Genomic DNA, 21,750 nt, shown 5'->3' with positions numbered 1-21,750 from the left:
AGATACGGAGAGAGTCCCCGGTTCGCAAGGAGTAACTGGATGACGCAGGTCAGGCCCATGCGCGCGGATGCCCGCCGCAACTACGAGCGGCTGCTGAAGGTCGCCGTCGAGGCCTTCGCCGAGCACGGTGAGAACGCGTCGCTCGACGACATCGCCAAACGGGCGGGCGTCGGCTCCGGCACGCTCTACCGGCACTTCCCGACCCGGCAGGCGCTGCTGGAGGCCGCGTTCGTGGACCGGCTGGAGGGGCTGGCCGCGAAGGCCGACGAGTTCGCCGCTGAGCTTGCGCCGGGCGCGGCACTGACCGAGTGGCTGAACGAACTGTGCCTCGCCACCATCCAGGTGCGCGGCCTGAAGACCCTGCTGGGCTCCGCCGTCACGGACGGCAGCTCCGCCACGGTCACGGCCTGCGGCGTCACGGTCCGCGGCGCCGCCACCCGCCTGGTGGACGCGGCGAAGAAGGAGGGGACCCTGCGCCCGGACATCGAGCCGATCGAACTCCTGCGGCTCGCACACGGGCTGGCCACGGCGTCGGAACTGGCCGACGGGCAGGGCAGGGAGATCCGGCGCTATCTGGCACTGCTCACGGAGGGGTTGCGGCCGTAGCGCCCACGGCCGCGCACCCGTCGCCGGACCAGGGTCAGAGCGCCTCCGCCCCCGGCTTCACCATGTTCCGTACCGTCCGGGCCTTCACGAACGAGCCCATCGCCGTCATGTCCCACTCGCCGGAGAACTGGCGCACCAGCTTCGCCATCATCACGCCCGTCTGCGCCTCGGCGCTGGTGAGGTCGAAGCGGACCAGCTCCTCGCCGGACGCGGCGTCCAGCAGCCGGCAGTAGGCCTTGGCGACCTCCGTGAACTTCTGGCCGGAGAAGGAGTTGACGGTGAAGACCAGGCCGGTGACCTCCGGGGGGATCCGGCCGAGGTCCACCGCGATCACCTCGTCGTCCCCGCCGCCCTCACCGGTGAGGTTGTCGCCCGAGTGCTTGATCGCGCCGCCCAGGATGGACAGCTTGCCGAAGTAGCAGCTGTCGATGTGGTTGCGCTGCGGGCCGTAGGCGATGACCGAGGCGTCCAGGTCGATGTCCTTGCCGCGGAACGCCGGCTCCCAGCCCAGGCCCATCTTGACCTGGGAGAGCAGCGGACTGCCGCCCTTGACCAGGGACACGGTCTGGTTCTTCTGGAGGCTGACCCGGCCCTTGTCGAGGTTGATCTTCCCGGCGCCGGGGGCGGGCGGGGCGGGCGGTGCCGGGGGAGCGGCGGGCGGGGCGACCACGGTGGGAGCCGCCGGCTGGGGGGCGGTCGGCTGAGGGGCGGCCGGGGCCGGTTCCTCCACCGTCACGCCGAAGTCGGTGGCGATGCCGGCCAGCCCGTTGGCGTACCCCTGGCCGACCGCGCGGGCCTTCCACGCGCCGTTGCGCAGGTAGATCTCCACGATCACCAGGGCCGTCTCCGTGCCCAGCTGCGGCGGCGTGAAGGTGGCCAGCACCGAGCCGTCGTCCGCGCTGCGGACCGTGGCCGTCGGCTCGATGCCCTGGAAGGTCTGGCCTGCGGCGTCGGGGCTCGCGGTGACGACGATCTTCTCGATGCCGGGCGGCACGGCGGCCGTGTCGACGGTGATCGCGTCCGGGGCCGTACCGCCGCCGGAGCGGTACGTCACACCCGGGCCGCTGGGCTGGTTGTAGAAGATGAAGTCGTCGTCGGAGCGCACCTTGCCGTCGCCCGTGAGCAGCAGGCCCGACACGTCGAGCCGCACGGGGGCGGAGACGTCCACCGCCACCCGGGAGACCGGCAGAGGGATGTTCGAGCCAGGGGTCATAGCTGTCATGCCGGGTGAACGAACGACCCCGCTTTACCGTTCCCTTAAACTTCTGCGGCACCACGACTTCTCCACCGCCACAGCTTCTGCGGCGCCACGACTGCTACGGCACCACGACGATCTTCCGGCCCACGCCCGCCGCGAACTGCTCCAGCGCCTGCGGGTAGCTGTCGAGCGGCAGCCGGTCGCTGATGAAGACCTCGGGGTCCAGGACCCCGTTCGCGAACAGCTCCGCCGCCCGCTCGTAGCTGTGCAGCACGGCCATGGAGCCGGTGATGGTGATCTCCTGGTTGTAGATGCGGTACGGGTCGATCGTCACCCTCGTCGCGTAGTCGGCGACCCCGAACTGGAGGAACGTACCCGCCTTGGCGACCCGCTCCAGGCCGTCCTGGATCGCCGCCGCGTTGCCGGTGGCGTCGATCACCACGTCCCAGCCCCGCGGACGGTCCAGCTCGTCGGCGTTCGCCGCGGAGCCGGAGACCCCGAGCCGCTGCGCGGTCTCCAGGCGGACGGGGTTCAGGTCCACCACGTCCACGCTCGCCGCGCCGGTCCGCTTGGCCAGCTCCAGCATCATCAGGCCCATGGTCCCCGAGCCGTAGATGAGCACGTGCGCACCCAGCCTCGACTTCAGGACGTCGTAGCCGCGTACCGCGCAGGACAGCGGCTCGACCAGGGCCGCGTCCTGGGTGCGGACGTGCTCGGGGAGCTTGACGCAGTTGGCGACGGGGGCGACGGCGTACTGCGCGGCGCCGCCCGGCACGGTCACGCCGATCGCGGCCCAGCGTTCGCAGAGGTTGTTGTGGCCGTCGCGGCAGTAGCGGCACTCGTGGCAGTACAGGGACGGGTCGACCGCGACCTGGTCGCCGATCGCCACCTCGGTGACCTGGGAGCCGACGCCGACCACCTCGCCGGCGAACTCGTGGCCCGGCACGATCGGCAGCTTGGGCGCGAACTCGCCCTGGAGGATGTGCAGATCGGTGCCGCACAGGCCGCACGCGGCCACCTCCACGACGACCTCGCGGGGGCCCGGTGTCGGGTCCGGGACCTCGGTGACGACGGCACGGCCCACGGACTCGATGACGGCGGCCTTCATTTCACGGCTCCCAAGGACAGGCCCTGGACCAGTTTGTCCTGGGCGGCGAACCCCGCGGCGAGCACCGGCAGGGAGACGACGAGCGACGCGGCGCACACCTTGGCCAGGAACAGGCCCTGGCTGGTGATGAAGCCGGTCAGGAAGACGGGGGCGGTCTCGGCGACCACGCCCGTCAGGACTCGGGCGAAGAGCAGTTCGTTCCAGCTGAAGATGAAGCAGATCAGCGAGGTCGCGGCGATGCCGGGCAGGGCGATCGGGGCGACCACGCGCGCGAGGATGGTCGGCAGCCGGGCGCCGTCGATCTGTGCGGCCTCGATGACGGCGACGGGGACCTCGGCGAGGAAGGACTGCATCATCCACACCGCGATCGGCAGGTTCATGGAGGTGTAGAGGATGACCAGGAACCAGATGTTGTCCAGCATCCCGGTGTTCTTCGCGAACAGGTAGATCGGCAGCAGGCCGGCGACGACCGGCAGCATCTTGGTGGAGAGGAAGAAGAACAGGACGTCGGTCCACTTCCGCACCCGCCGGATCGACAGCGCGTAGGCCGCCGGGAAGGCGAGGACGAGGACGAGGAGCGTCGAGACGATCGACGCCACCGCCGAGTTGACCAGTGCGGGCCAGGGGCTCGCGCCGCCGCCCGCGCCGAAGAACTCCCGGTAGCCGTCCAGGGTGAGGGCGGCGCCGAAGGAGGGCGGGTTGGTCGCCGCGTCCGCCTCGGAGTGGAAGGACGTCAGCGCCATCCAGGCGATGGGGAAGAAGAAGACGATGCCGACCAGCCAGGCCACCAGGCCGATGCCGCGGCCCCGGTGCTTCCTGACGCGTAGGGCGAGACTGCTCATGCGCGGGACGCCTCCTCTCGGAACAGGGACGACACCACGCGCAGGGCGAAGGTCGCGATGATGATCGAGCCGATGACCACCAGGACGCCGGCGGCCGAGGCGAGGCCGTTCTCGTGGGCCTGGTAGAAGCTCTGGTACACGGTGTAGGGGAGGTTGGCGGTGCCCAGGCCGCCGGACGTGATCGTGAAGACCGCGTCGAAGTTCTGGACGATGTAGATGCAGCCCAGCAGCGCGCCGAGTTCGAGGTAGCGGCGCAGGTGCGGGAGGGTCAGGTGGCGGAAGATCTGCCATTCGCCCGCGCCGTCCACCCGCGCGGCCTCGATCTGCTCGGGGTCCCGGCTCTGCAGCCCGGCGAGCAGGATCAGCATCATGAACGGCGTCCACTGCCACACCAGGGCGGCCTCCACGGCCAGCAGCGGGGTGTTGGAGATCCAGTCGGGCTGCGGCCCGCCGACGTAGTGCAACAGGCCGTTGAGCAGGCCGTACTCCGGGTTGTAGAGGACGTGCTTCCAGAGCAGGGCGGCGGCCACCGGGACCACCAGGAACGGGGCGATCAGCAGGGTGCGGACGACGCCCCGGCCGCGGAATCTGTTGTTCAGCAGCAGGGCGAGCGCGAGGCCGAGGACCAGGCTGACCAGGACCACGGTCACGGTCAGGAGCACGGTCGTCCAGACCGAGTGGCGCAGGTCGGCGTCGGTGAGGACCTGGCGGTAGTTGTCGACGCCGGCGAAGTGCCGTGCCTTCGGGTAGAGGGCGTTCCAGTCGAGGAACGAGATGACCACCGTGGCCACGAAGGGCAGCTGGGTCACGACGATCATGAAGACCAGGGCGGGCAGGAGCGGGGCCCGGGTGGCCCAGGCGCGCAGACGGGCGGAGGGCGGCCGCGTGGCGCGTACGGGTGTCGCTGCGTAGGGGGCTGTCGTCACGGTCATCGTCCCTCGTACTCCTTGGAGATCTTCTCGGCGAGTTGCTGGGACTTCTTGAGGGCCGAGTCGACGGACTGCCGTCCGGCGACGGCCGAGCTGATCTCCTGGGAGACCTTGGTGCCGAGATCGGTGAACTCGGGGATGTCGACGAACTGGATGCCGGGCGCGGGCCGCGGCTGGACGCCGGGGTCGTTCGGGCGGGCGCTCTCGATGGCCTCCTTGGTCATCTCCTGGAAGGCCGCGGCGGACTTCACGTAGTCCGGGTTCGTGTACGTCGACGCGCGTTTGCCCGCCGGGACGTTGGACCAGCCGCTGGTCTGCCCGACCAGGTCCTCGTACTCCTTGCTGGACGCCCAGGAGACGAACTTCCAGGCCTTGTCGGGGTTGCGGGAGGCCTTCTGGATGCCCCAGGCCCAGGTGTAGAGCCAGCCGGAGGACTTGGTCTGCTCCACCGGCGCGGGGACGTAGCCGAGCTTGCCCCTGACCGGGGAGCCGTTCGCCTCCAGGAGGCCGGCCGCCGAAGTCGCGTCGTACCACATGGCCGTCTTGCCCTGGGTCATGTTGTTGAGGCACTCGGCGAAGCCGGACTGCGGGGCGCCGGACTCGCCGTGGGCCCGGACCAGGTCGACATAGAACTTCGTCGCCTTCTCGAAGCCGGACCCGGTCAGCTGTGCCTTCCAGTCCTTGTCGAACCAGGTGCCGCCGAAGGTGTTCACGACCGTGGTCAGCGGCGCCATCATCTCGCCCCAGCCGGGCAGGCCGCGCAGGCAGATGCCGCGCATCCCGGACTGCGCGCCGTCCACCTTCGCGGCGAGGTCGGCGACCTGCTGCCAGGTGGGGTGCGCGGGCATCGTCAGGCCCTTCGCCGCGAACACGTCCTTGCGGTACATCAGGAACGACGACTCGCCGTAGAAGGGCTCGCCGTAGAGCTTGCCGTCGTCGGCGGTCAGGGACTCGCGCATCGGCTGCAGGATGTCCTGCTGGTCGAAGCCCGGGTCCTTCGCGACGTAGGAGTCCATCTCGTGCAGCCAGCCGTTGCGGGCGTAGATCGGGATCTCGTAGTTGGACAGGGTGGCCACGTCGTACTGGCCGGCCTGGTTGGCGAAGTCCTGGCTGATCTTGTCGCGGACGTCGTTCTCGGGCAGGACGGTGAAGTTGACCTTGATGCCGGTCTCCTTGGTGAAGCGCGGGGCGAGCTTCTGGAGTTCCGTCATCTGGGGGTTGTTGACCATCAGTACGTTGATCGAGTCGCCGCCGGAACCGGACCCGCCCGCACCGACCCAGCAGCCGGAGAGCAGCGGGGCGAGCAGCGTCCCTGCGGCGGCCATGGCGAGGGTGACTCGCGGCCTCCGTCGGCTCGGGGTTCGCATGGATCGCTCCTGGAGGAATCGTGATATATGGGGCATTGATGGGTGTGGAGAGCCCTCGGGGGAGGGCGGTGGTGGGTCAGACCCGGATGACCTGCGGGCCCAGCAGGGAGTAGCGGTGGGCCTCGGCCGTGGGGAGCAGGGTGCTCGTCACGATCGCCTCCAGGGCGCCGATCTCGGCGAAGCGGCAGAAGCTGACGGCTCCGAACTTGGTGTGGACGCCCGCGAACACCGTCCGGCGCGCGGCCCGGATCGCCTGCGCCTTGACCTCGCTGACGGCGGGGTCCGGGGTGGTCAGCCCGTGCTCGCGCGAGATGCCGTTGGCACCGATGTAGGCGAGGTCGAGCACGAAGCCGGCGAGCATCTTCGTCGTCCAGTGGTCGACGGTGGCCAGTGTGCCCGCCCGGACCCGGCCGCCCAGCAGCAGGACCGACATGTTCTCGGCCTCGGCCAGCGCGCCCGCGACCGGCAGCGACGCCGTGACCACGGTCAGCGGCCGGTCCGTCGGCAGTGATTCGGCGATGAGCTGCGGGGTGAAGCCCTCGTCGACGAAGACGGTCTCGGCGTCGCCCAGCAGCTCGGCGGCGGCCGACGCGATCCGCCGCTTCTCCGGCACGTGGCTGGTCGACCGGAAGGCGAGCGTGGTCTCGAAACCGGCGCTCTCGACGGGATACGCGCCCCCGTGGGTACGGCGCACCAGGCCGTGGTCCTCCAGGGCGCGCAGGTCGCGCCGGATGGTCTCCTTGGCCACGCCCAGGGCGTCGGCGAGCGCGGTGACGTCGACGGAGCCGGTGGCCCGCGCGGCCCGCACGATCTCGCGCTGGCGTTCCTCCGCCGTCTGCGTGCTCATCTCGTCACCCACTTCCTTGTGGAACTGCACGGAGCTGCGTGGAGTCGCGTGCGGCTGCGTGGAGCTGCCCGTTCGGGCCATGCAGCAAGTTCTACAGCGGGTGTGCGGGGGTGACCAGGCCTGTTGCGGGCCCGATACTGCCCGTGTGCGCCCGTTTGCCGGGTGCAGTGCCCGCCGCGGACCTGCGCGGCTGCGGCGGGAGGCGTGGGAGCGGGCGCCCCGGATGCCCGAACACGGCGGCGGGGGGGGCCCGGGGGGGGCCCCCCCCCCCCCCGCGCGGGCGGGTTGGGCCCCCCCCCCCGCCCCGCCCGGCCGCCCCCCCCCCCGGGGGGCGACGCAAACCCCCGCCCCGGGGGGGGGGGGGGGGGGCGGCGGTTGGCGGGGGGCGGGCCCCCGGGGGGCCGGGCGGGGGGGGGGGGGGGGGGGGGGGGGGGGGCCCCCGGGTGCCCCCACCCGGGGGGGGGGGGGGCCGGGGGGGGCCCCCCCCGCCGCCGTGAGCGATCGTTTTCCGCCGCCCGGCCTGCCGCTCAGTACGGCCAGACCGGCGGGTCGTCGACGAACCGGCCGCCGAGGTGGGTCTGGGCCGGCTTCTGCGGGTCCAGTTCGCCGTGCTCGGCGATCAGCTTCGCGGCGAACTGCTCGGAGTCGTCCTGCGGCTCGTAACCGAGCGCCCGCGCGGTGCTCAGGTCCCACCACAGCCGGGTGTTGGCGGACGAGCCGTAGACGACGGTGTGGCCGACCTCCTCGGCGGTCAGGGCCGCGTGGAAGAGGCGGGCGCCGTCGGCGGGGCTCATCCACACCGAGAGCATCCGCACGTCGGCCGGCTCCGCGAAGCAGGAGCCGATGCGGACGGAGACCGTCTCCAGGCCGTGCTTGTCCCAGTACAGCTGGGCGAGGTCCTCGCCGAACGACTTGGACAGGCCGTAGAAGGTGTCCGGGCGGCGCGGGGTGTCGACCGGGATCAGCGGATCGCCCGCGCGCGGGGCCGGGGTGAAGCCGACGGCGTGGTTGGAGGAGGCGAAGACGATCCGCGGCACCCCGGCCTCGCGCGCGGCCTCGTACAGGTTGTAGGTGCCCTCGATGTTCGCGCGGAGGATCTTCTCGAACGGCGCCTCCAGGGAGATCCCCGCGAGGTGCAGGACCGCGTCCACGCCCTGTACGGCGGCCCGCAGCGCGTCCCTGTCGCCGAGGTCGGCGGTGATCGCGTCCGGTGCGCCCTCGACCGGGCGCACGTCGAACAGGCGCAGCTCGTAGCCGTACTCCGGGAGCAGGGACCGCATCAGGGTGCCGAGTCCGCCGGCGGCACCGGTGAGCAGTAGCGTGCGGGGCGTGGGCATGCACGGTCTCCTTGGATCGACTCCGGTCGCGTACGTGTCTGATATTCACATTCATGGACACGCTAGGGAGCGGTGGCGCGCCGAGTCAAGTGTGCCGTGGAGTGCGGGAATCCACTCGACTGTTGGTCGTTTGCCGCCTTGACCGGCGCTGAGGGGGCCTCGTAACGTGGTCGCGTTCATGAATATGGACGCCGATCAGAGACATGCATCAGCAGCACGATCTGCGTCGACCGCCTCGACAGGGAGCGCCCGTGACGCCAGCCCCTCTCGCCGCCCGGCTCCGTGACCCGCGCGGGCCGCTCTTCTTCCCCGTCACCGCCTACGGCCCCGACGGCTCCCTCGACCTCGACGCCTACCGCGAGCACGTCCGCCGGGGCGTCGAGGCCGGCGCCGCCGCCGTCTTCGCGTGCTGCGGCACGGGGGAGTTCCACGCGCTGCTCCCCGAGGAGTTCGAGGCCTGCGTGGGCGCGGCCGTGGAAGCGGCCGCCGGGCGGGTACCGGTGGTGGCAGGCGCCGGCTACGGCACCGCACTCGCCGTACGCTACGCGCGTCTCGCCGAGGCCGCGGGCGCCGACGGCCTGCTCGCCATGCCGCCCTACCTGGTCGTCGCCGGCCAGGAGGGCCTGCTCCGGCACTACCGCGAGGTGGCGGCGGCCACCGAGCTCCCGGTGATCGTCTACCAGCGCGACAACGCCGTGTTCACCCCGCCCGCGGTCGTCGAACTCGCCCGCACCGAGGGCGTCATCGGCTTCAAGGACGGCCTCGGCGACCTGGACCTCATGCAGCGCATCGTCAGCGCCGTCCGCACCGAGGCCCCCGGCGACTTCCTCTACTTCAACGGTCTGCCCACCGCCGAACAGACCCAGCTCGCCTACCAGGCCATCGGCATCGACCTCTACTCCTCCGCCGTCTTCTGCTTCGTCCCGGAGATCGCCCTCGCCTTCCACGCCGCCCTGCGCGAGGGCGACCGGGCGACGGCCGAACGCCTGCTGGACGGCTTCTACCGCCCGTTCGTCGAACTCCGCGCCCAGGGCCGGGGCTACGCCGTCTCGCTGGTCAAGGCGGGCGTACGGCTGCGCGGACTGGCCGTCGGCGAGGTCCGCCCTCCGCTGCACGAGCCGGCCGAGGACCACGTGAAGCAGCTCGCCCAACTGATCGAGCGCGGCTACGCACTGCTGGAGGAGGGCGCGTGACCCGTACCGGAGCGAGCCGGGCAGGACGGCTGAGGGCGTCGGCGTTCGTGTACCCCTGGGACGTCGACGGGGACCCCGCGGCCCCGGAGCGCATCGCCGCACTCGGCGTCGACCAGGTGACCCTGGCCTCCGCCTACCACTCCACCCGCGCCCTGACCCCCCGCCACCCGCGCCACCGCATCGTCACCGCCGAGTACGCGGCCGTCTACTACCCGCCGGGCGAGCGCTGGGCGGGCCGCGGACTCCGCCCCCACCGGGCGGGCGACTGGGCCCCCGGCGACGCCTACGGAGAAGCCGCCGAAGCCCTGGCCGGCGCCGGTCTCGACGTCCACACCTGGGTGATCCTCGCCCACAACTCCCGCCTGGGCGCCGAACATCCGGACACCTCGGTCGTCAACGCCTACGGCGACCGCTACCCCTGGGCACCCTGCATCGCCCAGCCCGCCACGCGCGCGTACCTGACCGATCTCGCCGCCGAGGCCGCCGTCCGCCCCGGCGCGGCCGGCACCGAACTGGAGTCCCTCGGCTGGTACGGCCTCCAGCACCTGCACGCCCACGACAAGACCGCCGGGGTCGGCCTTGGCGACGCCGGCCAGTACCTGATGGCACTGTGCTTCTGCCCCGCGTGCCGGACCGGCTACGAAGAACAGGGCCTGGCCGCCGACGAGCTGGCCGCCGCCGTACGGGAGGCCCTGGAGCCGCTGTGGCGGGGCACGGGCGACGACGCCGGGTGGCCGACGGTGGAGAAGCTGCTCGGCGAGCCGGTGGCCGCGGCCACGCGCGCGTGGCGCGACGGACAGGCCCGCACGCTCCAGGAGAGGGCCGTGGCCGCCGTTCGGGCGGCGGCCCCCGAAGGCTTCCAGGTGCTGCTGCACGCCGACCCGGTGACCTACCACTGCGGGGCCAACGCGGGCGTGGACCCGGCCTGGATCCTCTCCGTCGCGGACGGCGTCGTGGTCCCCTGCGCCTCCGGTACGGCCCTGCTCGCCCCCTTCGCCGAACACGCCCGGGACGACACCGTCCTGGCCGCCAACTTCACGGTGGTCTCCGGCATGGGCGGCAGCCCCGCGACCCTCGCGGCCGACGCGGACCGCGCCCGTGCGCAGGGCGCGACCGAACTGCGGCTGTATCACGCCGGGTTGGCGTCCGACGGCGACCTGGCGGCGGTGCGGGAGGCGCTGCGGTGAGCCAGTGACCCGGCGGTGAGGAGGAGCGCCCCGCCGAGGACCGGCAACAGCAGCCGGTGGTCGACGAGTTCCACGAGGGCGGCCCCGACGGCCAGTCCGAGCACGTTCGGTGCGAACATCAGCGTGTCGGCCGTCGCGGTCGCCCGCCCCAGCGCGGCGGCCGGGATCTCGCGCTGTACGGCGGTGTAGGCGGCGATCAGCACGCAGGGGAGGCCCAGGCCGCCGGCGAGGCTGCAGGCGAGGAGTGCCATGTCACATGGCACCGCCCGCCCCGCCACCGCCACCCCCGTCAGCGCGATCCCGCACGCCGCGAACCGCCGCTCGCCCAGCCGCCGCAGCGCGGGCCCCGAGACCAGCCCGACGCCCACCGAACCGACGCCCTGGACGGCGTACAGCACCCCCAGGTAGGCGGGGGAGTGACCGAGGGCGGCCACCACGGCGTAGTTCAGGCTGCTGCCCAGCGAGACGAGGCACAGCGTGGCGCCGCCGGCCCGCACCAGAGACCGCACGGCCGGGTTCGCCCGGATCAGCCGGACCCCTTCGGCGGTCTGCTCGCGCCAGTTGCCGCGCGGTGCAGGTCCGGGCCGTTCCTCCCGCACCCGGAGCAGCGCGCACAGCCCTGCCGCCAGCACGAAGGTGCAGGCGTCCAGCAGTGCCACGCCCGGCCCGCCGTACGCCGTGTACAGCGCGGCACCGGTCAGCGGGGCGACCAGCTTCATGCCCTCGCGGGCGGTCATCCGCAGCCCGTTGAAGTCGCCGAGGAGCGCCGGGTCGACGGCGGTGACGACCAGCGCGGAGTTGGCCGCGTCCTCGACGACGCCCGCCGCGCCGTAGAGGACGAGGACGGCGAAGAGCAGCCACACGGAGGCGGCGGAGCGGACCGTCCAGAGCGGCAGCAGGAGGAGCGCGAGCGCGAGGTTCGTGCGGACCACCAGGGGTCTGCGGCGGACGCGGTCGGCGACGGTGCCGAGGGCGGGGCCGAGGAGGGTGGGGGCCCAGAGGGCGGCGGTGCACAGGGCGGCGAGGCCGTCGGAGCCGGTGAGGTCCTTGACCCAGACACCGGACACGAGCCAGAGCGCGGAGGTACCGAAGCCGGACACCACGACACCGGTGAGGTAAAGGGCCGCGTTGCGGTCGCGGAGCAGGCGGGCCACGGCCCAGGAGGTGCTGGTCGTCATGCCTGCTCATCGTGGGTCTAAGGCGGGGGTGAGGGGATCGGGAAGGTGCCCTAGAAAGTTCGCGGAGCCGAACCCGCTGATCCTCGTTGTTCCTCGTTCCTCCTCGGCTCGTCGTTCGGGTGTGCGGTCGGCGCCCCGGTGATCGCGCCTCCGGTGCTTCCCGGGCGGGGTGTCGGTGTGGCGGGCCGATGAGTTCCGGAAGGCCGTGCGGTCCACCTCCTGAAGAGGATCGAGGAGTCCGGGCGGACGACCGAACCGGTGCACAGGAAGGCAGCACGATGACTGGTACGACCATGATCGACCTCGGCCCGCAGGCGAGGATCGTCGCGGAACTCGCGGAGCGGGTGACGGACGGGCAGCTCGCGGGGCCGACGCCCTGTCCGGACTACGCCGTCCGCCACCTGCTGGGCCATGTGGCGGGCCTGTCCGTGGCCTTCCGGGACGCGGCCCGCAAGGAACTGGGGGCCACGACCGACCACCGCCCCGGCGCGGCGCTGCCGGCCCTCGGACCTCAGTGGCGGCAGGAGCTGCCCAAGGCGCTCGACGCGCTCGCGGAGGCCTGGCGGGACCCGTCGGCGTGGGACGGCATGACGCGTGCGGGCGGGATCGACCTGCCGGGCGGGGTGGCGGGCGCGGTCGCCGCCGACGAACTGGTGATCCACGGCTGGGACCTGGCCCGCGCCACCGGCCAGGAGTACGTCCCCGATCCCGCGGCCCTGGCGGCGGCGTACGGCTTCCTGCGGATGGGCGGCCGCGGCCCGTTCGGTCCCCGCGTGCCGGTGCCGGAGGGCGCGCGGCTGCTGGACCGGGCGGTGGGGCTGAGCGGCCGGGACCCGGGGTGGAAGGCGTAGCGGGCCGGCCGGGGCGGATCGGCCGGTGAGCGGTCAGGCCGTAAAAGGGCTCGATCCGTGAGCGGGCGGGGACCCGGATCCGTACTCTCCTCGCCATGCCTTTGAGCCTCACCGTCCTCGGCACCGCCGCCCCCTACCCCCGGCCCGGCCGCCCCTGCTCCGGCTACCTGCTGCGGGGCGGCGGCGCCGAGGTGTGGGTGGACGCGGGGACCGGGACCTTCGCGGAGTTGCAGCGGCACACGGATCCGGCGCGGCTCACCGCGATCTGGCTCTCGCACCTGCACGCGGATCACAGCGCGGATCTGGCGGCCGCCGCATACGCGTACGCCTTCGGCGGCCTGACCCCGGCCGCACCGATCCCGGTCTACGCGCCGCAGGAGTGCGCGGCACGCCTGGCAGGCTTCTTCGGCCGCCCGGACCTGGGCTTCCTGAGCGGAATCCTCGACTTCCGGCCCCTGTACGACGGCCACGCCGTCCAGCACTGGAACCTGCGGCTCGCCACCCGCGCGGTCGCCCACGGCACGGAGGCCTACGGGCTGCGCGCCGAGTGCCAGGGCAGCGTGCTGGCGTACTCCGGCGACAGCGGCCCGTGCGCCGCCCTGGCCGAGCTGGCCGCCCGCGCGGATGTCTTCCTGTGCGAGGCCCACCTCGACCGGCATCGCGAAGGCGAACGGACTCACCTGACCCCGGAGGACGCGGGTCGGATCGCCCGGGAGGCGGGAGCACGGGAACTCCTCATCACCCACGTGGGCCCGGCCCTGACCCGGGAGATGGCGGCGGCCCGGGCAGGGGTGGAGTCGGAACGGCCCACCAGCGTGGCGCGGGAGGGGGAGGCGCGGGGGTTCTGAAACGGGAGGGAACCGTCCCGCCGGCATCACTCCGGGTAGCTGGGCCGGGGCTCAGGAACCCTCCGGTGCGGAGCCGCGTCCCGCTGCCCTCCGTACGGCGGGGATCAGGTCCGCGCCCCGGTCGAGCTGGTCGCGCTGGGAGCGCAGGTCCAGGGCACCGAGACGTACGACGAGGTGCCGGATGCCGGCGGCGACGTACCGTGCCAGGCGCTCCGGCACCTCGTCGGCGGAACCGGTGACGGCTGCCTGGATCCGCTCCAGTTCCTGCAGCGGCATGCCGTAAGTGGCCCGTGAGCAGCCGTCCAGGGCCCGGCGGCCGCTCTCGACGTCCTGGTCGATCCGTACCGAGACGAACAGCGCGGGGATGATGTCCTCCGCCGCGCGTCCTGCGTCCGCCGCCCTGCGGAGATCGTGGAGGCCGGGCGCGTAGTGGGCGAGGTCGGGCGGGTAGGGCAGCCATCCGTCGTACATCCGGCCGGTGCGGGCCAGTGCCGCGCGGTACGCGCCCGCCCGTCCCGAAAGCCCACTCGACGACCCGGTGCCGGCCCCCGTGCGCACGGCGATCGATCACATCCTGCGCGGGCATCTGCCGTATCCGGCGCTGGTCGTGGACCGGGGCGGCGACCTCATCGCCGCGAACACCGCATTCGACCTGATCGCCGAGGGCGCGGCCGCCGAGTTGGTGGGCCCGGGCACGAACGTCCACCGCCTTGCGCTGCATCCTGACGGCCTGGCGCCCCGCATCCACAACCTTGCCGAACGGGCGCGACACATCCTCGCCCGTCTCGGCCACTTGGAGGAGCTGCGTGCCGAGCTCGCCGGGTACGTTCCCGAGCCGGAGCCGCCCGCCGGGGCACTGGGTTTCGCCGTCCCGCTCCGCCTGCGGTCCTCGCACGGTGAGCTGCGCCTGATGACGACCGTGACGACCTTCGCCACCGCCGTCGACGTGACACTCGCCGAGCTCAAGCTGGAGGCGTTCCTGCCGGCCGACGCGGCGACAGCCGAGGCACTCTCGGCCGCCGCCAGGCCTTCTTCTGCCGGTCAGGCCCCCGGGAACATGTAGTCGGCCTTGATCCGGCCGTCGTCGTCGAGCACGAGAATCTCCAGACCGCCACCCACGACGTCACCGGTTTCGGTGGACACCGTCTCCCAGCCGAACCTCACCACGCCGTGCAGGCGTACCGCGTCGGCGCGCGGCCGAAAAGTCAAGCCCATCTTCTCGACGAACCGCTCGTGGCTCCGTGCCACCCGGCTCTCGATGGCGTCATGCCCCTGGGCCTCCAGGGTCGTGTGGTCGAAGCCGAGTTCCGCGGCGATCTCCCGGATCTTCGCGGGCGGATGAAGGACGTGGGTGGCGTCCTTGGCCCACAGCCGCTCGATGGCCGCGCGGCGTTCGGCGGCGTCCGGCACAGTCCACTGGGCCATGTAGCGGTCGGCCAGGCGCTGCGCGTCGATCTCGATCATGTACGTCTCCTTGCCGGCAGGTCGTTTCGCAGCGCATCCTGCGGCGCACCACCGTGACCGGCAATTCCCGTCAGGGAATCGGTGGTCGGCTGCCCAGCCACGGCTCGGGTCCCCCCACTGCGACCACCTTTGTCAGAAGCATTGACGAAACACAGCCGTCCCCCTACCTTCATCCGCGTCATACCTCGTACGTCATATATGAGACGCGATACGCGAGATCAGATACGTCAGATCAGGTCCCGCACCTGATTCGTGACCCCGAGAGGCGCGCATGACCTCTGTGCCCATGCCGATTCCGTCGCGCACGCAGTTCGTGCTGGACGCGATCAAACACCGCATCCTGACCGGTCGGCTGACGCCCGGTCAGGCCCTGGTGGAGACCGAGCTCGCCGCGCAGTTCGGGGTGTCAAAGACGCCCGTGCGGGAGGCGCTCAAGACCCTCGCCGGGACCGGGCTGGTCGTGATGAGCCAGTACAAGGGCGTCACGGTGCGCATGGTGGACGCGGACATGGCGCGGGAGGTCTACGACGTGCGGCTGCTCCTCGAACCCGAGGCCCTGCGGCGGGCCGTGCGGCGCGGTGCCTCCCTCGACGCCGCCCGGGACGCCCTCACCCGCGCCGACGACGCCACCGACACCGCCGAACGCTCCCTCGCCAACCGGGACTTCCACCGCGCCCTGTACCTCCCGTGCGGCAACCCGCTCCTCGGCCGGATGCTCGACGAGGTCCGCGACCAGGCCGCCCTCGTCTCCGCCGTCGCCTGGGCCGCCTCCCCCTCCTGGGAGCAGGAGGCCGGCGAGCACCGGGAGATGCTGCGGCTGGCGCTCGCGGGCGACGCCGACGGTGCCGCCCGCGCCCTGCACACCCACATCGCGTCCTTCGTCGACCGGGCGTTTCCCCGGGCGGCCGACCAGGAAGGCCAGGGAGGCCAGGAATGAGCGGCGTGGTGTTCGAGAGCCATCGGGCGGCGCTGGCCGACGTGGTGGCCATCCCGGTGACCCCGTTCGCCGTGGACGGCGGCATCGACCAGGACGCCCACCGGGCCCTGCTGCGCCGGCTCCTCGACGGCGGCGTGCGCACCCTCACCCCCAACGGCAACACCGGCGAGTTCTACGCCCTCGCCCCGCAGGAGCGGCAGCTGGTCACCGAGCTGACCCTCGACGAGGCCGGGGACCGGGCGGTCGTCCTGGTCGGGGTCGGGCACGACATTGCGACCGCCGTCGCCGCGGCCCGGCACGCCCGCGAGCACGGCGCGCAGATGGTGATGGTCCATCAGCCCGTCCATCCGTACGTGTCGCAGGCGGGCTGGGTCGACTACCACCGGGCCGTCGCAGCGGCCGTCCCCGAGCTCGGTGTGGTCCCCTACGTCCGCAACGCCCAGCTCCCCGGCGCCCGGCTCGCCGAACTCGCCGACGCCTGCCCCAACGTGATCGGCGTCAAGTACGCCGTCCCGGACGCCGCCAAGTTCGCCGCCTTCGCCCGGGACGCGGGGCTCGACCGCTTCGTCTGGGTCGCCGGGCTCGCCGAGCCCTACGCGCCCTCCTACTTCTCGGCCGGCGCCACCGGCTTCACCTCCGGCCTCGTGAACGTCGCCCCGGCCGTTTCGCTGAACATGATCGAAGCGCTTCGATCCGGTGACTACCCGGCTGCCATGAAGGTCTGGGAACAGATCCGCCGGTTCGAGGAACTCCGGGCCGCGAACGGCTCCGCCGACAACGTCACCGTCGTCAAGGAGGCCCTCGCCGCCCTCGGTCTCTGCCGCCGCGACGTCCGCCCGCCCAGCAGGCAACTGCCCGAGGACGAGCGTGCCGAGGTCGCCGCCATAGCCGCCGGGTGGCCGCTGTGAGCCCCGGCGCGAGCGTCCCGCGCAGGCGGCCCGAGGACCTGCGGAGCCACCAGTGGTACGGCACCGAAGGGCTCCGCTCCTTCAGCCACCGCGCCCGCACCCGCCAGCTCGGCTACCTCCCCGAGGAACACCTCGGCAAGCCGGTCATCGCCGTCCTCAACACCTGGTCGGACATCAACCCCTGTCATGTGCACCTCCGTGACCGGGCGCAGGCGGTCAAGCGGGGTGTGTGGCAGGCGGGCGGGTTCCCGCTGGAGTTCCCGGTCGCCACCCTCTCGGAGACCTTCCAGAAGCCGACCCCGATGCTCTACCGCAACCTCCTCGCCATGGAGACGGAGGAGCTGCTGCGGTCGTACCCGGTCGACGGGGCCGTGCTGATGGGCGGCTGCGACAAGTCCACCCCGGCCCTCCTCATGGGCGCGGCCTCGGTGGACCTGCCGGCCGTCTTCGTGCCGGCCGGGCCCATGCTCCCGGGCCACTGGCGGGGTGAGGTCCTCGGCTCCGGCACCGACATGTGGAAGTACTGGGACGACAAGCGCGCCGGGCTCATCGGCGACTGCGAGATGGCGGAGCTGGAGAGCGGGCTGGCCCGTTCCCCCGGTCACTGCATGACCATGGGGACGGCCTCCACCCTCACCGCCGCCGCCGAGGCGCTCGGCGTGACCGTCCCGGGCGCGTCCAGCATCCCGGCCGTCGACTCCGGGCACGACCGGATGGCGGCCCGCGCGGGGATGCTGATCGTCGAACTCGTCCACCGCGACCGGCGGCTCTCCGACCTCCTCACCCGCGACGCCTTCGAGGACGCCGTCACCACCGTCCTCGGGCTCGGCGGCTCCACCAACGCCGTCATCCACCTCATCGCCATGGCCGGCCGGGCCGGGGTGCGCCTCACCCTCGACGACTTCGACCGCATCGCCCGCACCGTGCCCGTCCTCGCCAACGTCCGCCCCGGCGGGCAGCGGTACCTGATGGAGGACTTCCACTTCGCGGGCGGCCTCCCCGGCTTCCTCTCCCGCATCCCCGACCTGCTCCATCTCGACCGGCCGACGGTGTCGTACGACACCTACCGCGAGCAGCTCGCCGGCGCCCGGGTGCACGACGACGACGTCATCCGGCCCCGCGGCAACCCGGTGGCCGCCGAGGGCGGGGTCGCCGTGCTGCGCGGCAACCTCTGCCCGGACGGCGCCGTCATCAAGCACATCGCCGCCGAGCCGCGGCTGCTCAAGCACACCGGGCCCGCCGTCGTCTTCGACGACTACCGGACCATGCAGCGCACCATAGACGACCCCTCCCTCGGGATCACCGCCGACAGCGTGCTCGTCCTGCGCAACGTCGGGCCCAGGGGCGGTCCGGGCATGCCCGAGTACGGCATGCTGCCCATCCCCGACCACCTCCTCAGGCAAGGCGTGCGGGACATGGTCCGGATCTCCGACGCCCGGATGAGCGGCACCAGTTACGGCGCCTGCGTGCTGCACATCGCCCCCGAGTCCTACGTCGGCGGTCCGCTCGCCCTGGTCCGCACCGGGGACTCCGTCACCCTGGACGTCGCGGCCCGCACCCTCCGGCTCGACGTGGACGACGAGGAGCTGCGGCGGCGCCGGGCCGCGTGGACACCGCCGCCGCCGCGGTACGAACGCGGCTACGGCGCCCTCTACGACCAGCAGGTCACCCAGGCCGACACCGGCTGCGACTTCGAGTTCCTGGCCCGGCCGGGAGAAGTCCCGGACCCGTACGCGGGCTGACTCCGGCCCCCTTTCGACGCAGATCGTCGAAGCGCTTCAAACACGTGCATGAAGCAAGCGCTTCCTATACATACCGCAACCGCCCCATCGCGAACGGAGAACAGGTCATGGCCCAAGCCGCAGCCGTGGCGAAACCGCCCGCGCCTCCCCGGCGGCGCCGTGCCTCCGCGACGCCGCGCAGGCTGCCGTACCTGCTGATCGCCCCGGCGGCCCTGCTGATGCTGGGCTTCATCGCCTACCCGGTGCTCAGCGTCTTCTACTACAGCCTGCAGAACTACAACCCGACCAAGCCCTGGCGGAACGGCTTCGCGGGCCTCGGCAACTTCACGCAGGCCTTCGCACACGACCCGCAGTTCTGGGACACGCTGACCTTCAGCGCCAAGTGGGTCGTGGTGGAAGTCGGGTTGCAGCTGCTGCTCGGGCTGGCGCTCGCGCTGATCGTCAACCAGACGTTCGTCGGCCGGGCCCTGGGCCGGGCGCTGGTCTTCTCGCCGTGGGCCGTCTCCGGCGTGCTGACCTCCGCGATCTGGGTGCTGCTCTACAACTCCCAGACCGGCATCACGCGGTACCTCGCCGACGCGGGCATCGGGTCGTACGGCACCAGCTGGCTCTCCGACCCCGCCACCGTCTTCCCGGCGGCGGTGGTCGCCGACCTGTGGCGGGGCGTGCCGTTCTTCGCGATCCTCATCCTCGCCGACCTGCAGTCCGTGTCCAAGGACCTGTACGAGGCGGCGGAGGTCGACGGGGCGAGCCGCCTCAGGCAGTTCCGGCACATCACCCTGCCGCATCTCAAGGACGCCATCGTCCTGTCCACGCTGCTGCGCGCGGTGTGGGAGTTCAACAACGTCGACCTGCTCTACACCCTGACCGGCGGCGGCCCGGCGGGGGAGACCACGACCCTTCCCCTCTACATCGCCAACACCAGCGTCGACGCCCACGACTTCGGCTACGCCTCCGCGCTGACCACGGTGGCCTTCGTGATCCTGCTCTTCTGCTCCGTCCTCTACCTGCGGCTGAGCAAGTTCGGAGGTGAGGCGAAGTGATCACCGAGATCGCCGCCGAGGCCGAACCCGTCGTGTCCGCACCCGCCCGGCCGCACCGGCGGCGCCGCGCCTGGGACGAGGTGCCCCGCTGGCAGATCTACCTCCCCCTCGGGATCTACCTCCTCTTCACCCTGGTCCCCTTCTACTGGATCCTGCTCTTCGCCCTGCGCCCGGCCGGCTCCACCTCCCTCGTCCCCTGGCCGGTCACCTTCGAGCACTTCCAGAAGGTGTGGACCGAGCGCAGCTTCGGCACCTACTTCACCAACAGCGTCTACGTCGGAGTCTCGACCCTGCTGCTGACCACGGTCGTCGCGCTGGCCGGCGGCTACGCCCTCGCCCGCTTCGACTTCAGGCTCAAGCGCGGCTTCATGCTGGCCCTGCTCTGCTCGCAGTTCGTGCCGGGCGCGCTGCTCCTGGTCCCGCTCTTCCAGATCTTCGCCAGGCTCCAGATGATCAACTCGCTCGGCAGTGTGGTCGTCGCCGAGACCGTCTTCCAGCTGCCGCTGTCGATGATCCTGATCAGCGGCTTCATCAGGAACGTGCCGTACTCCCTGGAGGAGGCCGCCTGGGTCGACGGCTGCAACCGGCTCACGGCCTTCCGGATCGTCGTCCTGCCGCTGCTGCGGCCGGGGCTGGTCGCGGTCGGCTCCTTCGCCTTCGTGCACGCCTGGAACCACTTCCTGTTCGCCCTGATGTTCCTCTCCGACCAGAGCAAGCAGACCATCCCGGTCGGCCTCAACACCCTGATGAGCGCAGACAGCGTGGACCTGGGCGCGCTGGCCGCGGGCGGGATCATCGCCGCGGTACCGGTCGTGATCGTCTTCGCCTTCATCCAGAAGTGGCTGATCACCGGCTTCGGCGCGGGGGCGGTGAAGGGATGAGACACGTCGCGGGCGGACCGGGGAAAACGCTTACCCTGCACCCAAAGATCGACGACGCAGGGAGGACATCGTGAGCTCTTCACCCATCGACCTCGTGCTGGCCGGCGCGCGCGGCCACGGCCGCTGGCACCTGGAGAACATCCGCCGGCTCCAGGAGAAGGGCGTCGTACGGCTCGCCGGCATCTGCGAGCTGACCCCGCTGGGCGCCGACGAACTGCCGGAGGGGCTCGGGCAGCCCGCCCAGTCGGCGGACTTCGGCGCCCTGCTCGATACGACCGGTGCCCGGATCGCCGTGATCTGCACGCCCATCCCCACCCACACGGACCTCGCCCTGGCGGCCGCCGAGCGGGGCGTGCACCTGCTCCTGGAGAAGCCGCCGGCGCCGTCGTACGCCGAGTTCCGGCGGATGGCCGACGGGGTCGCGAAGGCGGGCGTGGCCTGCCAGATCGGCTTCCAGTCGCTGGGCTCGCACGCCGTGCCCGCGATCCGGCGGCTGATCGCGGAGGGCGCCGTCGGCGACGTGGTGGGGGTGGGCGGCGCGGGTGCCTGGGCCCGTCCCGAGGCCTACTACCGGCGGGCGCCCTGGGCCGGCAAGCGGCGGCTGAACGGCGTCGACGTCGTCGACGGGGTGCTCACCAACCCCCTCGCGCACGCCGTCGCCACCGGTCTCGCCCTGCTCGGCACGGACCGCGCCGAGGACGTCACCGGCATCGAGACCGAGCTGCTGCGCGCCAACGACATCGAGTCCGACGACACCTCCTGCGTCCGCGTCAGCACCCCGCGCGGCCCGGTCACGGTCGCCGCCACGCTCTGCGCCGAGGAGCCGGGCGACCCGTACGTCCTGGTGCACGGCACCGGCGGCCGGATCACCCACTGGTACAAGCAGGACCGGGTGCTGGTGCAGCGGGCCGGCCACGGCCCGGAGGAGACCGAGTACGGCAGCACGGACCTGTTGGAGAACCTCGCCGACCACCTCACCACCGGCGCCGCCCTGCTGGTGGAACCGGACGCCACCGGCGCCTTCATGAAGGTCGTCGAGGCGATTCGAGTGGCCGGCGACCCGGTCGCGCTGCCCGCCGACGCCTGGTACCGCCGGCCCGAGGACGGCCGCCGGGTCGTGACCGGCATCGACGCCCTGGTCACGGCCGGCGCCGACACCCTCTCCCTCTACTCCGAACTGGGCGCCCCCTGGGCCCCGCCCAAGGAGGTGAGCCCATGAGGGACGACCGTCGGCCGGGTGCCGCGGACGCTGTCGGGGCCGCCGCCACGCACTTCCGCGTCACT

The 21,750-nt window shown here is 72.2% G+C and carries 21 protein-coding genes and 1 pseudogene; 12 read left to right on the top strand and 10 right to left on the bottom strand.

The features are described from left to right. Positions 1 to 39 precede the first annotated feature (39 nt). Positions 40 to 606 (top strand): TetR/AcrR family transcriptional regulator, encoded by a 567-nt coding sequence (locus tag ACIQVL_RS00695; protein WP_403473902.1) that lies wholly within the window; start codon positions 40 to 42, stop codon positions 604 to 606. Between the two features lie 34 nt (positions 607 to 640). On the opposite strand, the gene ACIQVL_RS00690 is transcribed toward ACIQVL_RS00695, so the two are convergent. From ACIQVL_RS00690 to ACIQVL_RS00660, 7 genes are all read right to left on the bottom strand, one after another. Continuing rightward, on the bottom strand, positions 641 to 1,819 hold the full coding sequence (locus tag ACIQVL_RS00690) for a TerD family protein (RefSeq protein ID WP_403435256.1): 1,179 nt from the start codon (positions 1,817 to 1,819) through the stop codon (positions 641 to 643). 103 nt (positions 1,820 to 1,922) lie between these two features. Further along, entirely contained in the window at positions 1,923 to 2,912 is a 990-nt protein-coding gene (locus ACIQVL_RS00685) for a zinc-dependent alcohol dehydrogenase family protein (RefSeq protein WP_403473901.1), read from the bottom strand. Beyond that, entirely contained in the window at positions 2,909 to 3,754 is an 846-nt protein-coding gene (locus ACIQVL_RS00680) for a carbohydrate ABC transporter permease (RefSeq protein ID WP_403435260.1), read from the bottom strand. The genes ACIQVL_RS00685 and ACIQVL_RS00680 overlap by 4 nt, the downstream gene beginning before the upstream one ends. After that, the gene (locus ACIQVL_RS00675; protein WP_403435262.1) at positions 3,751 to 4,686 is read right to left on the bottom strand and encodes a carbohydrate ABC transporter permease; all 936 of its coding nucleotides are present in this window, start codon (positions 4,684 to 4,686) and stop codon (positions 3,751 to 3,753) included. Before ACIQVL_RS00675 ends, ACIQVL_RS00680 begins: the two co-directional genes overlap by 4 nt. Beyond that, positions 4,683 to 6,050, bottom strand: a complete 1,368-nt coding sequence (locus ACIQVL_RS00670; RefSeq protein WP_403473900.1) for an ABC transporter substrate-binding protein — start codon at positions 6,048 to 6,050, stop codon at positions 4,683 to 4,685. The genes ACIQVL_RS00675 and ACIQVL_RS00670 overlap by 4 nt, the downstream gene beginning before the upstream one ends. A gap of 76 nt (positions 6,051 to 6,126) precedes the next feature. Further along, entirely contained in the window at positions 6,127 to 6,897 is a 771-nt protein-coding gene (locus ACIQVL_RS00665) for a DeoR/GlpR family DNA-binding transcription regulator (RefSeq protein ID WP_403435265.1), read from the bottom strand. A gap of 527 nt (positions 6,898 to 7,424) precedes the next feature. Further along, positions 7,425 to 8,234 (bottom strand): NAD-dependent epimerase/dehydratase family protein, encoded by an 810-nt coding sequence (locus tag ACIQVL_RS00660; protein WP_403473899.1) that lies wholly within the window; start codon positions 8,232 to 8,234, stop codon positions 7,425 to 7,427. Between the two features lie 251 nt (positions 8,235 to 8,485). Here ACIQVL_RS00660 and ACIQVL_RS00655 point away from each other — a divergent pair, with 251 nt between their 5' ends. Then, positions 8,486 to 9,427 (top strand): 5-dehydro-4-deoxyglucarate dehydratase, encoded by a 942-nt coding sequence (locus ACIQVL_RS00655; protein ID WP_403435269.1) that lies wholly within the window; start codon positions 8,486 to 8,488, stop codon positions 9,425 to 9,427. A gap of 29 nt (positions 9,428 to 9,456) precedes the next feature. Continuing rightward, entirely contained in the window at positions 9,457 to 10,614 is a 1,158-nt protein-coding gene (locus ACIQVL_RS00650; protein ID WP_403435494.1) for a hypothetical protein, read from the top strand. Here ACIQVL_RS00650 and ACIQVL_RS00645 read toward each other — a convergent pair. Further along, on the bottom strand, positions 10,557 to 11,792 hold the full coding sequence (locus ACIQVL_RS00645) for an MFS transporter (RefSeq protein WP_403473898.1): 1,236 nt from the start codon (positions 11,790 to 11,792) through the stop codon (positions 10,557 to 10,559). The two genes, ACIQVL_RS00650 and ACIQVL_RS00645, sit on opposite strands and share 58 nt — an antisense overlap. 278 nt (positions 11,793 to 12,070) lie before the next feature. Between ACIQVL_RS00645 and ACIQVL_RS00640 the strand changes: the two genes are divergently transcribed. Together ACIQVL_RS00640 and ACIQVL_RS00635 are read left to right on the top strand one after the other, a co-directional pair. Then, entirely contained in the window at positions 12,071 to 12,643 is a 573-nt protein-coding gene (locus ACIQVL_RS00640) for a TIGR03086 family metal-binding protein (protein ID WP_403473897.1), read from the top strand. Between the two features lie 95 nt (positions 12,644 to 12,738). Next, positions 12,739 to 13,491, top strand: coding sequence for an MBL fold metallo-hydrolase (locus ACIQVL_RS00635; protein WP_403473896.1), 753 nt, complete (start codon positions 12,739 to 12,741; stop codon positions 13,489 to 13,491). 51 nt (positions 13,492 to 13,542) lie between these two features. Here ACIQVL_RS00635 and ACIQVL_RS00630 read toward each other — a convergent pair whose 3' ends face one another. Beyond that, positions 13,543 to 14,049 (bottom strand): hypothetical protein, encoded by a 507-nt coding sequence (locus ACIQVL_RS00630; RefSeq protein WP_403435506.1) that lies wholly within the window; start codon positions 14,047 to 14,049, stop codon positions 13,543 to 13,545. Between ACIQVL_RS00630 and ACIQVL_RS00625 the strand changes: the two are divergent. Further along, positions 13,982 to 14,554 (top strand): annotated as a pseudogene (locus ACIQVL_RS00625) (transcriptional regulator); the annotation flags it as partial. The gene ACIQVL_RS00630 and the pseudogene ACIQVL_RS00625 overlap by 68 nt on opposite strands. Here the strand turns inward: ACIQVL_RS00625 and ACIQVL_RS00620 are convergent. Continuing rightward, complete coding sequence (locus ACIQVL_RS00620) at positions 14,533 to 14,955, bottom strand: hypothetical protein (protein WP_403473895.1); 423 nt, start codon at positions 14,953 to 14,955, stop codon at positions 14,533 to 14,535. The pseudogene ACIQVL_RS00625 and the gene ACIQVL_RS00620 sit on opposite strands and share 22 nt — an antisense overlap. Before the next feature lie 271 nt (positions 14,956 to 15,226). On the opposite strand from ACIQVL_RS00620, the gene ACIQVL_RS00615 reads away from it, so the two are divergent. From ACIQVL_RS00615 to ACIQVL_RS00590, 6 genes are all read left to right on the top strand, one after another. Further along, the gene (locus tag ACIQVL_RS00615) at positions 15,227 to 15,892 is read left to right on the top strand and encodes a GntR family transcriptional regulator (RefSeq protein ID WP_403435277.1); all 666 of its coding nucleotides are present in this window, start codon (positions 15,227 to 15,229) and stop codon (positions 15,890 to 15,892) included. Then, positions 15,889 to 16,800 (top strand): dihydrodipicolinate synthase family protein, encoded by a 912-nt coding sequence (locus ACIQVL_RS00610; protein WP_403435279.1) that lies wholly within the window; start codon positions 15,889 to 15,891, stop codon positions 16,798 to 16,800. Before ACIQVL_RS00615 ends, ACIQVL_RS00610 begins: the two co-directional genes overlap by 4 nt. Continuing rightward, the gene (gene araD / locus ACIQVL_RS00605; RefSeq protein WP_403474776.1) at positions 16,797 to 18,542 is read left to right on the top strand and encodes an L-arabinonate dehydratase; all 1,746 of its coding nucleotides are present in this window, start codon (positions 16,797 to 16,799) and stop codon (positions 18,540 to 18,542) included. Before ACIQVL_RS00610 ends, araD begins: the two co-directional genes overlap by 4 nt. A gap of 107 nt (positions 18,543 to 18,649) precedes the next feature. Beyond that, on the top strand, positions 18,650 to 19,585 hold the full coding sequence (locus tag ACIQVL_RS00600; protein WP_403435281.1) for a carbohydrate ABC transporter permease: 936 nt from the start codon (positions 18,650 to 18,652) through the stop codon (positions 19,583 to 19,585). After that, on the top strand, positions 19,582 to 20,466 hold the full coding sequence (locus tag ACIQVL_RS00595; RefSeq protein WP_403435283.1) for a carbohydrate ABC transporter permease: 885 nt from the start codon (positions 19,582 to 19,584) through the stop codon (positions 20,464 to 20,466). The genes ACIQVL_RS00600 and ACIQVL_RS00595 overlap by 4 nt, the downstream gene beginning before the upstream one ends. 70 nt (positions 20,467 to 20,536) lie before the next feature. Further along, a complete protein-coding gene (locus tag ACIQVL_RS00590) occupies positions 20,537 to 21,685 on the top strand; it encodes a Gfo/Idh/MocA family protein (RefSeq protein ID WP_403435285.1) in 1,149 nt (382 codons plus the stop codon). The last annotated feature ends 65 nt before the right edge of the window (positions 21,686 to 21,750 follow it).

This window comes from Streptomyces sp. NPDC090499 (assembly GCF_044769305.1).
Taxonomy (GTDB): Bacteria; Actinomycetota; Actinomycetes; order Streptomycetales; family Streptomycetaceae; genus Streptomyces.
Note: the sequence above shows the minus strand (reverse complement) of the source record. Positions and strands in the feature narration are given on the sequence as shown.

Bases quoted from the DNA above. Each gene is read 5' to 3' on its own strand.
- ACIQVL_RS00695 (WP_403473902.1), top strand. From the start codon at position 40: ATGACGCAGGTCAGGCCCATGCGCGCGGATGCCCGCCGCAACTACGAG.
- ACIQVL_RS00690 (WP_403435256.1), bottom strand. From the start codon at position 1,819: ATGACCCCTGGCTCGAACATCCCTCTGCCGGTCTCCCGGGTGGCGGTG.
- ACIQVL_RS00685 (WP_403473901.1), bottom strand. From the start codon at position 2,912: ATGAAGGCCGCCGTCATCGAGTCCGTGGGCCGTGCCGTCGTCACCGAG.
- ACIQVL_RS00680 (WP_403435260.1), bottom strand. From the start codon at position 3,754: ATGAGCAGTCTCGCCCTACGCGTCAGGAAGCACCGGGGCCGCGGCATC.
- ACIQVL_RS00675 (WP_403435262.1), bottom strand. From the start codon at position 4,686: ATGACCGTGACGACAGCCCCCTACGCAGCGACACCCGTACGCGCCACG.
- ACIQVL_RS00670 (WP_403473900.1), bottom strand. From the start codon at position 6,050: ATGCGAACCCCGAGCCGACGGAGGCCGCGAGTCACCCTCGCCATGGCC.
- ACIQVL_RS00665 (WP_403435265.1), bottom strand. From the start codon at position 6,897: ATGAGCACGCAGACGGCGGAGGAACGCCAGCGCGAGATCGTGCGGGCC.
- ACIQVL_RS00660 (WP_403473899.1), bottom strand. From the start codon at position 8,234: ATGCCCACGCCCCGCACGCTACTGCTCACCGGTGCCGCCGGCGGACTC.
- ACIQVL_RS00645 (WP_403473898.1), bottom strand. From the start codon at position 11,792: ATGACGACCAGCACCTCCTGGGCCGTGGCCCGCCTGCTCCGCGACCGC.
- ACIQVL_RS00640 (WP_403473897.1), top strand. From the start codon at position 12,071: ATGACTGGTACGACCATGATCGACCTCGGCCCGCAGGCGAGGATCGTC.
- ACIQVL_RS00635 (WP_403473896.1), top strand. From the start codon at position 12,739: ATGCCTTTGAGCCTCACCGTCCTCGGCACCGCCGCCCCCTACCCCCGG.
- ACIQVL_RS00620 (WP_403473895.1), bottom strand. From the start codon at position 14,955: ATGATCGAGATCGACGCGCAGCGCCTGGCCGACCGCTACATGGCCCAG.
- ACIQVL_RS00615 (WP_403435277.1), top strand. From the start codon at position 15,227: ATGACCTCTGTGCCCATGCCGATTCCGTCGCGCACGCAGTTCGTGCTG.
- ACIQVL_RS00610 (WP_403435279.1), top strand. From the start codon at position 15,889: ATGAGCGGCGTGGTGTTCGAGAGCCATCGGGCGGCGCTGGCCGACGTG.
- ACIQVL_RS00600 (WP_403435281.1), top strand. From the start codon at position 18,650: ATGGCCCAAGCCGCAGCCGTGGCGAAACCGCCCGCGCCTCCCCGGCGG.